At 69.8% G+C, this 15,183-nt stretch carries 10 protein-coding genes; 6 read left to right on the top strand and 4 right to left on the bottom strand.

Features of this window, described 5'->3' with window-relative positions; genetic code table 11:
- The first annotated feature begins 33 nt into the window (after positions 1 to 33).
- On the top strand, positions 34 to 705 hold the full coding sequence (locus ACZ7MX_RS09010) for a response regulator (protein ID WP_018087782.1): 672 nt from the start codon (positions 34 to 36) through the stop codon (positions 703 to 705).
- 238 nt (positions 706 to 943) lie between these two features.
- On the opposite strand, the gene ACZ7MX_RS09005 is transcribed toward ACZ7MX_RS09010, so the two are convergent.
- The 4 genes from ACZ7MX_RS09005 to metH all read right to left on the bottom strand — a co-directional run bounded on the left by ACZ7MX_RS09005 (position 944) and on the right by metH (position 9,058).
- Entirely contained in the window at positions 944 to 2,542 is a 1,599-nt protein-coding gene (locus ACZ7MX_RS09005) for an ABC transporter substrate-binding protein (RefSeq protein ID WP_472130768.1), read from the bottom strand.
- Positions 2,543 to 2,631: 89 nt separating this feature from the next.
- Entirely contained in the window at positions 2,632 to 4,239 is a 1,608-nt protein-coding gene (locus ACZ7MX_RS09000) for an ABC transporter substrate-binding protein (RefSeq protein WP_472130766.1), read from the bottom strand.
- A 373-nt stretch (positions 4,240 to 4,612) separates the two neighbouring features.
- Positions 4,613 to 5,326 carry an HAD family hydrolase gene (locus tag ACZ7MX_RS08995; protein ID WP_472130764.1) on the bottom strand — a complete coding sequence of 238 codons (714 nt, stop codon included), beginning with the start codon at positions 5,324 to 5,326 and terminating at the stop codon, positions 4,613 to 4,615.
- Between the two features lie 222 nt (positions 5,327 to 5,548).
- The gene (metH, locus tag ACZ7MX_RS08990; protein ID WP_472130762.1) at positions 5,549 to 9,058 is read right to left on the bottom strand and encodes a methionine synthase; all 3,510 of its coding nucleotides are present in this window, start codon (positions 9,056 to 9,058) and stop codon (positions 5,549 to 5,551) included.
- Positions 9,059 to 9,319: 261 nt separating this feature from the next.
- On the opposite strand from metH, the gene ACZ7MX_RS08985 reads away from it, so the two are divergent.
- The 5 genes from ACZ7MX_RS08985 to ACZ7MX_RS08965 all read left to right on the top strand — a co-directional run bounded on the left by ACZ7MX_RS08985 (position 9,320) and on the right by ACZ7MX_RS08965 (position 15,146).
- On the top strand, positions 9,320 to 10,084 hold the full coding sequence (locus ACZ7MX_RS08985) for an IclR family transcriptional regulator (protein WP_472130760.1): 765 nt from the start codon (positions 9,320 to 9,322) through the stop codon (positions 10,082 to 10,084).
- 224 nt (positions 10,085 to 10,308) lie between these two features.
- Positions 10,309 to 11,097, top strand: a complete 789-nt coding sequence (locus tag ACZ7MX_RS08980) for an MIP/aquaporin family protein (RefSeq protein WP_030801859.1) — start codon at positions 10,309 to 10,311, stop codon at positions 11,095 to 11,097.
- A 46-nt stretch (positions 11,098 to 11,143) separates the two neighbouring features.
- The gene (glpK, locus tag ACZ7MX_RS08975) at positions 11,144 to 12,685 is read left to right on the top strand and encodes a glycerol kinase GlpK (RefSeq protein WP_472130758.1); all 1,542 of its coding nucleotides are present in this window, start codon (positions 11,144 to 11,146) and stop codon (positions 12,683 to 12,685) included.
- A 13-nt stretch (positions 12,686 to 12,698) separates the two neighbouring features.
- Complete coding sequence (locus ACZ7MX_RS08970) at positions 12,699 to 14,303, top strand: glycerol-3-phosphate dehydrogenase/oxidase (protein ID WP_472130757.1); 1,605 nt, start codon at positions 12,699 to 12,701, stop codon at positions 14,301 to 14,303.
- 171 nt (positions 14,304 to 14,474) lie between these two features.
- The gene (locus tag ACZ7MX_RS08965) at positions 14,475 to 15,146 is read left to right on the top strand and encodes a FadR/GntR family transcriptional regulator (protein WP_472131355.1); all 672 of its coding nucleotides are present in this window, start codon (positions 14,475 to 14,477) and stop codon (positions 15,144 to 15,146) included.
- Positions 15,147 to 15,183 lie beyond the last annotated feature (37 nt).

Here is a 15,183-nt window from a genome sequence, read left to right as displayed (position 1 = left end):
GCAGAATGGGGCCGATCTAACGAAGGAGAGCTCGTGGCCATCCGCGTCCTGCTGGTCGACGACCAGCCCCTGCTGCGTACGGGATTCCGGATGATTCTGGAGGCGGAGCAGGACCTGGCCGTCGTCGGTGAGGCCGGTGACGGTCTGCAGGCGCTGGAGCAGGTGCGCGCGCTGCAGCCCGATGTGGTGCTGATGGACATCCGGATGCCCCGGATGGACGGGGTCGAGGCGACCCGGCAGATCACCGGTCCGGCGAAGGACGGGCCGGCGAAGGTGCTGGTGCTGACGACGTTCGACCTGGACGAGTACGTCGTCGAGGCGCTGCGGGCGGGAGCCAGCGGGTTCCTGCTGAAGGACGCGCCGGCGAACGAACTGGTGCAGGCGATCCGGGTGGTGGCGGCGGGCGAGGCGATGCTGGCGCCGAGCATCACCCGCCGGCTGCTGGACAAGTACGCCGGGCATCTGCCGTCGGGCGAGGAGCCGGTGCCGGACACCCTGCACACCCTCACCGAGCGGGAGGTGGAGGTCCTCAAGCTGGTGGCCCGCGGATTGTCGAACGCGGAGATCGCGGCGGACCTGTTCGTCAGCGAGACGACGGTCAAGACGCATGTGGGCCATGTGCTGACGAAGCTGGGGCTGCGCGACCGGGTGCAGGCGGCGGTGTACGCGTACGAGAGCGGCCTGGTGCGCCCGGGAGCGCAGTAGCCGGGTCCGAAGGGGCCCGGGGAGCCGAGGGGCCCGGGAGGCGCGCGGAGGCGGCTCGTACGGCCACCGGCTCGTACGGCCACCGCGGGCACAGGGGCTCAGGGACTCAGAGCCACAGAGGGCTTTTACGGCGCTCGTGCGGGCGTGTACGGCGGCGGGGCCGGTCCGGGAAGGAAATCCTCCCGGGCCGGCCCCGCCGTCGTGTGTGCGTCCGTCAGGGCGTCCGTCAGCGCCTCTGTCAGGCGTCGGCCGCCTTGCTGATCTCCCAGAACCGGAAGACGGTCGAGGAGTCCAGGGTCCATTCCAGACCGGTGACGCCGTTCCGGGCCACCGCGTACTGCTTGCCCTGCCAGATCGGGATGATCGGCAGGTCACGGGCGACGATGTCCTGCAGCTCGCGGAACGCCGTCTTGGTGGCGGCGCGGTTCTGCTCGTCCGCCGTCTTGGGCAGCAACCGGCCCGTGATGGCGGGCGAGTTGTAGTGGTTGAACAGCACGCTGTCCTTGCCGAAGAACGGCTGGGTGAAGTTGTCGGGGTCCGGGTAGTCGGGGATCCAGCCCTTGACGTAGACGCCGAACCGGCCGTCGGCGACGCCCTTTTCGTACTCGTCCGTGGGTACCGAGCGCACCTTGGCGTCGAACAGGCCGCTGGCGTTGAGCTGTTGGGCGATCTCCTGGAAGGCCGGGACGGTGCCGGGACCGAACCGGTCGGGGGTGGCCCACAGGGTCAGCGGGACCTTGCCGGACAGGCCGGAGGCGCGCAGGGCGGCCTTGGCCTTGTCGGGCTGCGGGCGGTCGCCGTAGGTGTTGAAGAACGAGGTGCTGTGGCCGGTGATGCCGGCCGGGACGACCGAGTAGAGCGGTTCGGCGGTGCGCTGGTAGACGTCCCGGACGAGCGTGGAACGGTCCAGGAGGTAGGCGATCGCCTTGCGGACGCCGGCCTGCTTGGTGACCGGGTCCTTCATGTTGAAGACCATGTACATGGCCTCGGCGCTGCCGCCCTCTATGACCTGGGTGCCGTGCTGCTGGTGCAGGGAGGCGTTGTCCAGGTGGGCGATGTCCTTCATGGCCAGGCCGCGGTAGGCGAGGTCGACGTCGCCGCTCTCGACGGCCTTCTTGAGCTTGCCCGGCTCGTCGAAGAACTTCACGGTCATCCCGGAGTTCTTGACCTTGGCGGGGCCCTTGTAGGACTGGTTGACGGCGAAGACGGCCCGGTCCTTGCCGTACGACTTGAGGGTGTAGACCCCGGAGCCGGTGGCCTTGCCGTCGGTGCGCAGGCGGTCGGCCGGGTAGGCGGTGTGGTCGACGATGGAGCCGGCGCCCGAGGCGATCTTCATGGGGAAGGTGGCGTCGGGCGTCTTGAGGTGGAAGACCACGGTCTTCGCGTCCGGCGTCTCGACCTTGTCGAGGGCCGCGAACATCACGGCCGGGCCGTTCTTGTCCTTGATCCGCTGCGTGCGGTCGAAGGAGAACTTGACGTCCTTCGAGGTCAGCGGGTCACCGTTGCTGAAGTGGAGGCCGTCCTTCAGGGTGCAGCGGTAGACCTTGCTGTCCGCGTCGGTGAAGCCGCAGCGCTGGGCGGCCTCCGGCTCGGGGGTGTTGCCGCCCTTGGGGAAGCTCAGCAGGGACTGGAAGACGTTGTTGAACAGCAGCCAGGAACCCGGGTCGTAGCCGGCTGCCGGGTCGGTGGCCACGACCTTGTCCGTCATTCCCATGACGACCGGCTCGCCGTGGCCGGCCGCCGCCGAGTCGTCGGTGCCGCACCCGGCGAGCGCGAGCAGGGCTGTCGCCAGCCCCGCTCCGATCGGGGCGGCCAGCCGCGGGTCACGCTTCCTCACTAAAGGTCCTCACGTTCTGGGTGGTGCCTGTCGGGCCGCGGCGGGAACACCGCGGCGGGTGTGCCGTATCCGGGCGGATGCGGCAGGGGTCAGTCGGCGACGCCTCGGCCGAGCTCCCAGATCTGGAGGCCGGAGGCGGAGTTGAGGGCCCAGCCGATGCCGGTGATGTCGTCGCGGGCGGCGACGTACTGCTTGCCCTGCCAGAGCGGGAGCAGCGGGACGTCGTCGGCGATGATGTCCTGGGCCTGCTTGAATTCGGTGCCCGCGGCGTTGCGGTCGGTCTGCTGGCGGCTGGCCGGGATCAGCTGCGACTCGATCTTGGAGTTGCGGTAGGGGATGCCGAGGAAGTTCCGCTTGCCGATGAACGGCGCGATGTAGTTGTCGGCGTCCGGAATGTCGGCGAACCAACCCATGTGGTACACGGTGTACTTGCCGGCCAGGGCGTTGGTGCGGTACTGCTGCCAGCTGTCGACTCCCTTGAGGCTGACGTCGAACAGCTTGGAGTCGTTGAGCTGCTTCTGCAGCGCCCGGACCTCCTGGCCACTGCTGGGACCGTAGTGGTTCGTGGTGTAGGCGAGGGTGAACTTCACCGGGGTGGTGATGTTCGCCTGCTGCAGCGTCTTCCGGGCGGCGGCGGCGCCGGGGTTCCCGTACTTGGTGAAGAACGAGTTGATGTGACCGGTCAGGCCGGTGGGCACCATCGAGTAGAGCGGGTCGCTGGTGTAGGAGTAGACGTTGCGCACCAGCTCGGAGCGGTTGACGAGCTGTGCCATCGCCTGGCGCACGGCCTTGTTGGAGACGGCCGGGTCCTTGGTGTTGAAGGCCAGGTAGCGGATCTCCTGGCCCGGCATCTCCTGGAAGGCGATGTGCTGGGCGCGGGCGTTCTCCAGACCGCGGACCTGGTCGGACCCCAGCCCTCGGTTCATCAGGTCGACGTCGCCCTTGCGCAGCGCCTTCTCCGTGGCCGCCGAATCGGCGAAGAACCGCATCTCCACCTTGTCGTTCTTCACACCCATCCCGCCCTTGTAGCCGGGGTTCTTGGTGAAGACGGCCTTGGTGATGCGGTTGCCGCTGCGCTCGATCTTGAGGGTGTACGGGCCGGAGCCGACCACGTCGAAGCCGTTGTACAGGCGGTTCTTGGGGTACACCTGGCTGTCGACGATGGCCGCGGCCGGGGTGGCGAGCTTCTCCGAGAAGGTGGCGTCCGGCTTGGAGAGGTGGAAGACCACGGTCCTGGCGTCCGGCGTCTCGACGGTGTCGATGTCGTCGAGCAGCGCCACCGGGCCGTTGCTGTTGTTGATGGTCCGCATGCGGTCGATGGAGAACTTGACGTCCTGGGCCGTCAGGGCATGACCGTTCGAAAACTTCAGGCCACTGCGCAGGGTACAGCGGTACTGCTCGTTCTGGGTGTCGCGGAACCCGCAGTTCTCGGCCGCGTCGGGCACCGGCGTGGTGCCGGACCGGGGCAGCCGCATCAGCGTCTGCAGGGTGCTGCGCAGCACGTTCCACGCGTCGACGTCATAGGCCTGCGCCGGATCGAGCGGGGCCGGCGCGGCCTTCGTCGCCTCGATCTGGGCGGCGACGCCCACCACGATCGGATCGCCGCCATCGCCCGCACCGTCCGTGCTTCCGCAGGCCGCGAGTACGGGTGCAAGGAGACCGGCCAGCGCCGGCAGCACCAGGGTCTTGCGATTCATCGTCGGCAGGTTCCTTATCAGCGCAGAGGTGTTGCTCGCGTCGACATTAGTAGGAACGGCCAGCCGCGCCGGGACACAAAGGAGTTGAACGGATAAGGGTCCCGGATAACGTCGGCGGGATGATCGATATCCGGACGGTGGAACGATCGGCGCGTTGCTCCACCAATCCGGACACTTACCCCCGTAGAAACCTCCGAACGGGACCCGTGGATCACCTGTCGGGCTCGCTGTCGATGCCGTGGCACGTGAGAAACGTCACGCATTCACGGCTCTGCGGCGATGTATCAATTCAGTCAGGATGCCCCGGCCCTTTCGTCACGGAAAATGAGCGGGCCGCTCCCCTGAGTTCTTCCGTGGATTTGGCGGGACACGCTCAGTGCACGGCGCCGCGGCTTTCCGTGATGAGCGACCGGAGAAATGCGAGATCGACTTCTTCCAGCGAGCGGACCAGGCTGCGGCCCGGGGCGGCCGGGATCGGCGTCACCGAGGGGACCGCGACGACCGGGCAGCCGGCCGCCTCTCCCGCCCGCACCCCGGTCAGGGTGTCCTCGATGACCACGCAGCGTGCCGGGTCCACCCCGAGCCGCGCGGCGGCCGTGACGTACGGGTCCGGGTGCGGCTTGGTGCGGGGCAGGTCGTCGCCCGCCAGCGTCAGCCGGAAGTGTTCCGGCCCGAGGGACTGCAGCATCCGGTCGACGATGGTGCGGTGCGAGGCGGAGACCAGCGCGGCGGGCACCTCGTGGGCGGCCAGCTCGGCCAGCAGCCGGTGGGCGCCCGGCATCAGCGGGACGCCGCGGGCGATCCGGTCCAGGAAGGCGGCGTTGAGCAGCACGCTGAGCTCGGTCAGGCCGATGTCGGCGCCGGTGGCCTGAATCAGATACCCGGCGCTGCGGGTCATCGGCCCGCCGACGACCACCTCGCGGTGGGCGTCGTCGAGGACGTGGCCGAGCTCGGCGAACACCTGCGCCTCCGCCTCCCACCAGAACCCCTCCGTGTCGACGAGGGTGCCGTCGAGGTCGAGGAAGACGGCCTGGAGGGTCGCGGCGCCGCCCGTCCGGGTGTCGACTGCGGGGATGCTGCTGGTCATCCATCCACCTCCGTTACGCGTCCCACAAGGGACGAAGAGGCCGGTCGCCATCCCCGGCTGGGGGATGCGACCGGCCACTACCGGATCGATAAGTGTACGACGGTGTGGGCCTGAATGCGTGCCGGCGGCCGGACGGCAGCGGCCGGGGCCGCCCGGTACGACTCCGGGCGGCCCCGGCCGCTCACGCTGCGTCACGCCGGGCGGGGCCCGGCGGTACGGACGTCACCTGGCGTTGAAGTACTTCGCCTCCGGGTGGTGGATGACGATGGCGTCCGTGGACTGCTCCGGGTGCAGCTGGAACTCCTCGGAGAGCTGGACCCCGATCCGCTCGGGCTGCAGCAGGTCGGCGATCTTGGCGCGGTCCTCCAGGTCGGGGCAGGCGCCGTAGCCCAGCGAGAAGCGGGCGCCGCGGTACTTGAGCGCGAACATGTCCTCGACGTCGTCGGGGTCCTCGCCGCCGAAGCCCAGCTCGGCGCGGACCCGGGCGTGCCAGTACTCGGCCAGCGCCTCGGCCAACTGGACGGACAGGCCGTGCAGTTCGAGGTAGTCGCGGTAGGAGTTGGCCTCGAAGAGCTCGGCGGTGGCGGCACCGATCTTCGAGCCGACGGTGACGACCTGGAGGCCGACGACATCGGTCTCGCCGGACTCCTCCGGGCGGAAGTAGTCCGCCAGGCACAGCCGGCGGCCGCGGCGCTGGCGCGGGAAGGTGAAGCGGGTGCGCTCGGTGCCGTCCTCGTGGAGCAGGATCAGGTCCTCGCCCTTGGAGACGCAGGGGAAGTAGCCGTGGACGACCGCGGCCTCCAGGAGGTTCTCGGTCTGCAGCTTGTCGAGCCAGCCGCGCAGCCGGGGGCGGCCCTCGGTCTCCACCAGCTCCTCGTACGTCGGGCCCTCGCCGGTGCGGGCCTGCTTGAGGCCCCACTGGCCCTTGAAGAGGGCGCCCTCGTCCAGCCAGGACGCGTAGTCGGCGAGCTGGATGCCCTTGACGACCCGGGTGCCCCAGAACGGCGGGGTGGGGACCGGGTTGTCGGTGGCGACGTCGGAGCGCACCGCGCCCTCGGGCTCCTCCACCTCCAGAACGGCGGTGTCCCGCTTGGGGACCCGGCGCTGCTTGAGCTCGGGGAGGGCCGCGCCGGGCACCCCGCGCTTGACGGCGATCAGGGCGTCCATCAGCCGCAGGCCCTCGAACGCGTCGCGGGCGTAGCGGACCTCGCCCTCGTAGATCTCGTGCAGGTCCTGCTCGACGTAGGCGCGGGTGAGGGCGGCGCCGCCGAGGATGACGGGGTAGTCGGCCGCCATCTTGCGCTGGTTGAGCTCCTCCAGGTTCTCCTTCATGATCACCGTGGACTTGACCAGGAGCCCGGACATGCCGATGACGTCCGCCCGGTGTTCCTCGGCGGCCTCCAGGATCGCCGAGACCGGCTGCTTGATGCCGAGGTTGACGACGTTGTAGCCGTTGTTGGACAGGATGATGTCGACGAGGTTCTTGCCGATGTCGTGGACGTCGCCGCGGACGGTGGCCAGGACGATGGTGCCCTTGCCCTCGTCGTCGGACTTCTCCATGTGCGGCTCCAGGTGGGCCACCGCGGTCTTCATGACCTCGGCGGACTGCAGCACGAACGGCAGCTGCATCTGGCCGGAACCGAAGAGCTCGCCGACGACCTTCATGCCGTCCAGGAGGGTGTCGTTGACGATGTCGAGGGCGGGGCGGTCCTGCAGGGCCGCGTCGAGGTCGGCCTCCAGGCCGTTCTTCTCGCCGTCGATGATGCGCCGCTTGAGGCGCTCCTCCAGCGGCAGCGCGGCCAGCTCCTCGGCCTTGCCGGCCTTCAGCGACTTGGCGGTGGCGCCCTCGAAGAGCTCCATCAGCTTCTGCAGCGGGTCGTACCCCTCGCTGCGCCGGTCGTGGATCAGGTCGAGGGCGGCCTTGACCTGCTCCTCCTCCAGCCGGGCGATCGGCAGGATCTTGGAGGCGTGCACGATGGCCGAGTCCAGGCCGGCCTTGACGCACTCGTCGAGGAAGACGGAGTTCAGCACGATCCGGGCGGCCGGGTTGAGGCCGAACGAGATGTTGGACAGGCCCAGGGTGGTCTGCACCTCGGGGTGGCGCTTCTTGAGCTCGCGGATGGCCTCGATCGTGGCGATGCCGTCCTTGCGGGACTCCTCCTGACCGGTGCAGATCGTGAACGTCAGACAGTCGATGAGGATGTCGCTCTCGTGGATGCCCCAGTTGCCGGTCAGGTCGGCGATCAGCCGCTCGGCGATCTCCACCTTCTTCTCGGCGGTGCGGGCCTGGCCCTGCTCGTCGATGGTCAGCGCGATCAGCGCCGCGCCGTGTTCGGCGGCGAGCGCGGTGACCTTGGCGAAGCGCGACTCGGGGCCGTCGCCGTCCTCGTAGTTGACGGAGTTGATCACCGCGCGGCCGCCCAGCTTCTCCAGGCCGGCCTGGATGACCGGGACCTCGGTGGAGTCCAGGACGATGGGCAGGGTGGAGGCGGTGGCGAAACGGCCGGCCAGTTCCTCCATGTCGGCGACGCCGTCCCGGCCCACGTAGTCGACGCACAGGTCGAGCATGTGGGCGCCCTCGCGGATCTGGTCGCGGGCCATCTCCACGCAGTCGTCCCAGCGGCCCTCCAGCATCGCCTCGCGGAACTTCTTCGAGCCGTTGGCGTTGGTCCGCTCGCCGATCGCCAGGTAGGAGGTGTCCTGGCGGAACGGCACGGTCTGGTAGAGGGACGCGGCGCCCGGCTCGGGGCGCGGCCGGCGCTCGGGCGGGGTGAGGTCGCGGACCCGCTCCACGACCTGCCGCAGGTGCTCGGGCGTCGTACCGCAGCAGCCGCCGACCAGCGACAGGCCGTACTCGGCGACGAAGGTCTGCTGGGCGTCGGCCAGCTCCTGGGGCGTCAGCGGGTAGTGGGCGCCGTCCTTGCCGAGGACCGGCAGGCCCGCGTTGGGCATGCAGGAGAGCGGGATGCGGGAGTGCCGGGCGAGGTAGCGCAGGTGCTCGCTCATCTCGGCCGGGCCGGTGGCGCAGTTCAGGCCGATCATGTCGATGCCGAGCGGTTCCAGCGCGGTCAGCGCGGCGCCGATCTCGGAGCCCAGCAGCATGGTGCCGGTCGTCTCGACGGTGACCGAGCAGATCACCGGGAGGTCGGTGCCGGTGGCCTTCAGGGCGCGGCGGGCGCCCAGGATGGCGGCCTTCGTCTGCAGCAGGTCCTGGGTGGTCTCGACGAGCAGGGCGTCCGCGCCGCCGGCGATCATGCCCTCGGCGTTCTGCTGGTAGGCGTCGCGGAGGGTGACGTAGGGGGCGTGGCCGAGGGTGGGCAGCTTGGTGCCGGGGCCCATGGAGCCCAGGACGTAGCGCTGCTGTCCGGTGGACGCGGTGAACTCGTCGGCGACCTCGCGGGCGATCCGGGCGCCGGCCTCGGACAGCTCGTGGACGCGTTCGGGGATGTCGTACTCGGAAAGGGCGGCGTGGTTTGCGCCGAACGTGTTGGTCTCGACGCAGTCGACGCCGACCGCGAAGTACTCCTCGTGCACCGAACGGACGATGTCGGGCCGGGTGAGGTTGAGGATCTCGTTGCAGCCCTCCAGCTGCTGGAAGTCCTCCATGGTCGGGTCCTGGGCCTGCAGCATGGTGCCCATCGCCCCGTCGGCGACCACCACCCGCGTGGCCAGGGCCTCACGCAGGGATTCGATGCGGGCGGTAGGGGTGGACGATGGCGTGTTCGAGGCCATGGAGATGCTCCCGTGGTTGCGACGGCTGTCGGCTTTGCACCCCCCTTCAGGGGGCGCACCCGGCCAGCGTAGCTGCCGGTCCGGTACACGTGTTCCCCGTTCCAGGGCGTGGACAGCACCGCGCCACCCCCCGTGGGTGGGCCGTTCGTGATCATTGGCACACTCCGGTGCACCCGCCCGGTAGTCCCGGCGCTCTGCCTTCAGTCGGCATGGGCCGATATCGTTCAGCATTGTCGAACTGCTCACTTCGGAGGTTGCCCGATGGCACGCACCATCCAGTCGTTGGAGCGCGCCGCCGCGATGCTGCGGCTGCTCGCGGGAGGTGAGCGGCGGCTGGGCCTCTCGGACATCTCCTCCTCCCTCGGACTGGCCAAGGGCACCGCGCACGGCATCCTGCGCACCCTGCAGCAGGAGGGCTTCGTCGAGCAGGACGCGGTCTCGGGCCGCTACCAGCTGGGCGCGGAGCTGCTGCGGCTGGGCAACAGCTATCTGGACGTGCACGAGCTGCGTGCCCGCGCCCTGGTGTGGACCGACGACCTGGCCCGCTCCAGCGGCGAGGCGGTCTATCTGGGCGTCCTGCACCAGCAGGGGGTGCTGGTGGTGCACCACGTCTTCCGGCCGGACGACAGCCGGCAGGTGCTGGAGGTGGGGGCGATGCAGCCGCTGCACAGCACGGCGCTGGGCAAGGTGCTCTGCGCGTACGACCCGGTGGCGCACAGCGAGGTCGTCGAGGCGGACCGGCAGGCGTTCACGCCGCGCACGGTGACCGGCCTCGGGGAGTTCGAGGGGCTGCTGGATCTGATCCGGGCCCGGGGCTGGGCCGCGGACGTGGAGGAGACCTGGGACGGCGTGGCGTCGGTGGCCGCGCCGATCCATGACCGGCGGCGGATGCCGGTGGGCGCGGTGGGGATCACGGGCGCGGTGGAGCGGGTCTGCCGGGACGGCGAACTGCGGCCGGAAATCGTCGCTGCTGTGCGCGATTGTGCACGCGCGGTGTCCCGTGATCTTGGCGCAGGGCGATTCTGACCGTTTCGCCCCTTAAGTTCACCTAAGTTTTTGGCCAAGGACCTCTTGACGGGGTCCTGACGCTGAACAAAACTGCCGTGCATCGGTCGGCATTGTCGAACACCACACGGCAATATTCGCTATGGTGGGCAATGCCGGGCCGACCACCGCCCTCTCGGAGGGCGCGAACCACCGGAGGGACCCGGGGTTCGCCTTCCCCTGGACGAAGGACAAAGGAGTCGCCGGTGTCCAGCTCCGACATCTTCCTCAGCGAGACCATCGGTACCGCTGTACTGCTTCTGATGGGCGGCGGCGTCTGCGCCGCCGTCACGTTCAAGCGCTCCAAGGCGCACAACGCCGGATGGGTGGCCATCACCTTCGGGTGGGGCTTCGCCGTCCTCACGGGTGCCTACATCGCCGCGAAGTCCGGCGCGCACCTCAACCCCGCGGTCACGATCGGCCTGGCCATCAAGGGCGCCGTCGCCTGGAGCCAGGTGCCGGTGTACCTGGCCGGCGAGATGCTCGGCGCCATGATCGGCGCCGTACTGGTCTGGGTCGTCTACTACGGACAGTTCCGGGCGCATCTGACCGATCCCGAGGTGCTGGCGGACCACACGAGCGAGGAGGGCATGGTCGACCAGGCCGCCGCTCCGAAGGCCGGCCCGGTCCTGGGCATCTTCTCCACCGGCCCGGAGATCCGCAATGCCGTGCAGAACCTCGCCACCGAGATCATCGCCACCACCGTGCTCGTGCTGTCGATCCTCACCCTCGGTCTGAGCGACAACGGCAAGGGCGTCGGCGTCATCGGCACCCTGCTGGTCGCGCTGGTCGTCGTCGGCATCGGTCTGTCGCTGGGCGGCCCGACCGGATACGCCATCAACCCGGTCCGCGACCTCGGCCCGCGCATCGTGCACGCACTGCTGCCGCTGCCGAACAAGGGCGGTTCAGACTGGGGTTACGCCTGGATCCCGGTCGTCGGCCCGCTGATCGGCGGTGCCCTCGCCGGAGGCATCTACCAGGTGGCTTTCGCCTGATCCGCCCGACCGCCCCGCCGCCCGCACAGACTTCTTGGAGCACACCATGAGCGACACCCACAGCACCTCCTCCCACGGGCACGGCCCGTTCATCGCGGCCATCGACCAGGGGACGACCTCCAGCCGCTGCATCGTCTTCGACAAGGACGGCCGGATCGTCTCGGTCGACCAGAAGGAGCACGAGCAGATCTTCCCGAAGCCGGGCTGGGTCGAGCACGACGCGGCCGAGATCTGGACCAACGTCCAGCAGGTCGTCGACGGCGCCGTGCAGAAGGCCGGCATCACCTCCGACGACGTCCGCGCCATCGGCATCACCAACCAGCGCGAGACCACCGTCCTCTGGGACAAGAACACCGGTGAGCCGGTCCACAACGCCATCGTCTGGCAGGACACCCGCACCGACGCGCTCTGCAAGGAGCTCGGCCGCAACGTCGGCCAGGACCGCTTCCGCCGGGAGACCGGTCTGCCGCTGGCCTCCTACTTCGCCGGCCCGAAGATCCGCTGGCTGCTCGACAACGTCGAGGGCCTGCGCGAGCGCGCCGAGCGCGGCGAGATCCTCTTCGGCACGATGGACTCCTGGGTCATCTGGAACCTCACCGGCGGCGTCAACGGCGGCCACCACGTCACCGACGTCACCAACGCCTCGCGCACCATGCTGATGAACCTGCACAGCCTGGAGTGGGACGACAAGATCCTGGCGTCGATGGACATCCCGGCGGCCGTGCTGCCGGAGATCAAGTCGTCCGCCGAGGTCTACGGCCACACCGCCGGCGGCGTGCTGGCCGGCGTCCCGGTCGCCTCGGCGCTCGGCGACCAGCAGGCCGCGCTCTTCGGCCAGACCTGTTTCGCGCAGGGCGAGGCCAAGTCCACGTACGGCACCGGCACCTTCATGCTGATGAACACCGGCCACGAGCCGGTCAACTCCTACAACGGGCTGCTGACCACCGTCGGCTACCGGATCGGCGACGAGCAGCCGGTCTACGCCCTGGAGGGCTCGATCGCCGTCACCGGTTCGCTCGTCCAGTGGATGCGCGACCAGATGGGCTTGATCAACAGCGCGGCCGAGATCGAGACCCTGGCCAGCACGGTCGAGGACAACGGCGGCGCCTACTTCGTGCCGGCCTTCTCCGGCCTGTTCGCCCCCTACTGGCGCTCCGACGCGCGCGGTGTCATCGCGGGCCTGACCCGTTACGTCACCAAGGCGCACATCGCCCGCGCCGTTCTCGAGGCCACCGCCTGGCAGACCCGCGAGATCACCGACGCCATGACCAAGGACTCCGGCGTCGACCTGACCGCGCTCAAGGTCGACGGCGGCATGACCTCCAACAACCTGCTGATGCAGACCATCTCGGACTTCCTGGACGCACCCGTGGTGCGCCCGATGGTCGCCGAGACCACCTGCCTCGGCGCTGCCTATGCGGCCGGTCTGGCCGTCGGCTTCTGGTCCAGCACCGACGAGCTGCGCGCCAACTGGCGCCGGGCCGCCGAATGGACCCCCCGCATGGACGCGGCCATCCGTGACCGCGAGTACAAGAACTGGCTCAAGGCCGTGGAGCGGACCATGGGCTGGCTCGACGACGAGAGCTGACGAGGAGCACAACATGAGCACCCTGCAGAGCGTCCCGGCCCTCGGGACGCACCCGGCCAACGGTTCGAACCCGAGCCGCGCCGAGACTCGGGAGCAGCTTTCCAAGGCGACCTACGACCTCCTGGTGATCGGTGGCGGCATCCTGGGCATCTCCACCGCCTGGCACGCCGCGCAGGCCGGACTGCGGGTGGCCCTGGTGGACGCCGGCGACTTCGCCGGCGCCACCTCCTCCGCCTCCTCCAAACTGCTGCACGGCGGTCTGCGCTACCTGCAGACCGGTGCGGTCAAGCTGGTGGCGGAGAACCACTTCGAGCGGCGTGCGGTGTCCCGCGAGGTCGCACCGCACCTCTCCAACCCCCTCACCTTCTACCTGCCGGTCTACAAGGGCGGCCCGCACGGCGCGGCCAAGCTCGGGGCGGGCGTCTTCGCCTACTCCGCGCTGTCCGCGTTCGGCGACGGCGTCGGCCACGTGATATCCGCGGCCAAGGCGCAGCGCGACGTGCCGGAGCTGCGCACGGAGAACCTCAAGGCCGTGGCCGTATACGGCGACGACCAGATGAACGACTCCCGGATGGCGCTGATGACCGTCCGCGCGGCGGTCGCGGCCGGCGCCACGGTCCTCAACCACGCCGAGGTCACCGGTCTGCGCTTCACCCAGGGCCGGGTCACCGGCGCCGAGCTCAAGGACCGTACGGACGGCCAGGAGTTCGGGGTCAGCGCGCGACTGGTGCTCAACGCCACCGGCCCGTGGGTGGACCACCTGCGCAAGATGGAGGACCCGAACGCGGCCCCGTCCATCCGGCTGTCGAAGGGCGCGCACCTGGTCCTCAAGCGCACCTCCCCCTGGAAGGCGGCGCTGGCCACCCCGATCGACAAGTACCGCATCACCTTCGCCCTCCCCTGGGAGGACATGCTGCTGCTGGGCACCACGGACGAGGAGTTCGAGGGCGACCCGGCGGACGTCGCGGTCAACGAGAAGGACGTCACCCAGATCCTGGACGAGGCCGCCTTCTCCATCCGCGACCAGCAGCTGTCCCGCGATCTGATCACGTACTCCTTCGCGGGTCTGCGGGTGCTGCCGGGCGGCCCCGGTGACACCTCGAAGGCCAAGCGCGAGACGGTCGTCACCGAGGGCAGCGGCGGCATGCTGTCGGTGGCCGGCGGCAAGTGGACGACCTTCCGGCACATCGGCCGGACGGTGATGAACAAGCTCGCCGCGCTGCCCGGCCGGCCGCTGGCCGACGACATGGAGCCGATCGCGCAGCTGCCGAAGAAGCTCCCGCTGCCCGGTATCGCCAACCCGAACGCGGTCGCCCACCGGCTGCTCGTCGACGGCGGCACCCCCGGCCCCCGGATGGCCCCGGAGACCGCGCGGCACCTCGCCACCCACTACGGTTCGCTGTCCTTCGACATCGTCCGGCTGGCGAACGAGAACCCGGCGCTGGCCGAGCGGATCCACCCGGACGCCCCGGAGATCTGGGCGCAGGTCGCCTACGCCCGGGACAACGAGTGGGCCGAGACGGTCGACGACGTGCTGCGCCGCCGTACCACGCTGACCATCCGCGGGCTCGACACCGAGGACGTCCGGACCAAGGTCAAGGACATGCTGGAGGGCTGACACCGGGTCAGCACATCAGCACCTGCTGAGAAGCACCTGCTGAGAACGAAGGGGCGGTCCGGGGGGCCGCCCCTTCGTCGTACCGCCGTACGGAGTGGGTGATACCGAGGCGGTCGTGGACGGCTCGCCGGGGCCATAATGACCCAGACATCGGATGTCTGGGAGGTCGGCATGGCGGTCACCGATGAGGCCATCGAGAAGATCAAGGGCATGATCGTCTCCGGCGCGCTGCGGCCGGGCGACCGGCTGCCGAAGGAGAGCGAGCTGGCGGCCGAGCTCGGGCTGTCCCGCAACTCGCTGCGCGAGGCGGTGCGGGCGCTGTCCCTCATCCGCATCCTCGACGTACGCCAGGGCGACGGCACCTACGTCACCAGCCTCGATCCGCAGGTGCTGCTGGAGGCGATGAGCTTCGTGGTGGACTTCCACCGCGACGACACGGTGCTGGAGTTCCTCGCCGTCCGCCGGATCCTGGAGCCGGCCGCCACGGCGATGGCGGCCGGCCGGATCGGCCGCGAGGAACTCGACGCCCTGGAGGCCCGGTTGGACGCGCTGGGCCCGGGCCCGTCGGTGGAGGACCTGGTCGCCTCGGACCTGGAGTTCCACCGCGGGATCGTCGCGGCGTCCGGCAACTCCGTGCTCTGCTCGCTGCTGGACGGGCTGTCCGGGCCGACCACCCGGGCCAGGATCTGGCGCGGGCTGACCCAGAAGGACGCGGTGGCCCGCACCCTCACCGAGCACCGGGCGATCCTCGGCGCGCTGCGCGACCGGGACGCGGAGGCGGCGCGGGCCTGGGCGACGGTGCACATCGCCAGCGTGGAGCAGTGGTTGCGCACCTCGCTGTGACGCGCCGCCACCCCCGCCGCCCCGCCCGCGGGCCGCC

The organism is Streptomyces sp. NPDC107765 (assembly GCF_055657085.1).
Note: the sequence above shows the minus strand (reverse complement) of the source record. Positions and strands in the feature narration are given on the sequence as shown.

Bases quoted from the DNA above. Each gene is read 5' to 3' on its own strand.
- ACZ7MX_RS08965 (WP_472131355.1), top strand. From the start codon at position 14,475: ATGGCGGTCACCGATGAGGCCATCGAGAAGATCAAGGGCATGATCGTC.
- glpK (WP_472130758.1), top strand. From the start codon at position 11,144: ATGAGCGACACCCACAGCACCTCCTCCCACGGGCACGGCCCGTTCATC.
- ACZ7MX_RS08985 (WP_472130760.1), top strand. From the start codon at position 9,320: ATGGCACGCACCATCCAGTCGTTGGAGCGCGCCGCCGCGATGCTGCGG.
- metH (WP_472130762.1), bottom strand. From the start codon at position 9,058: ATGGCCTCGAACACGCCATCGTCCACCCCTACCGCCCGCATCGAATCC.
- ACZ7MX_RS08970 (WP_472130757.1), top strand. From the start codon at position 12,699: ATGAGCACCCTGCAGAGCGTCCCGGCCCTCGGGACGCACCCGGCCAAC.
- ACZ7MX_RS09000 (WP_472130766.1), bottom strand. From the start codon at position 4,239: ATGAATCGCAAGACCCTGGTGCTGCCGGCGCTGGCCGGTCTCCTTGCA.
- ACZ7MX_RS08995 (WP_472130764.1), bottom strand. From the start codon at position 5,326: ATGACCAGCAGCATCCCCGCAGTCGACACCCGGACGGGCGGCGCCGCG.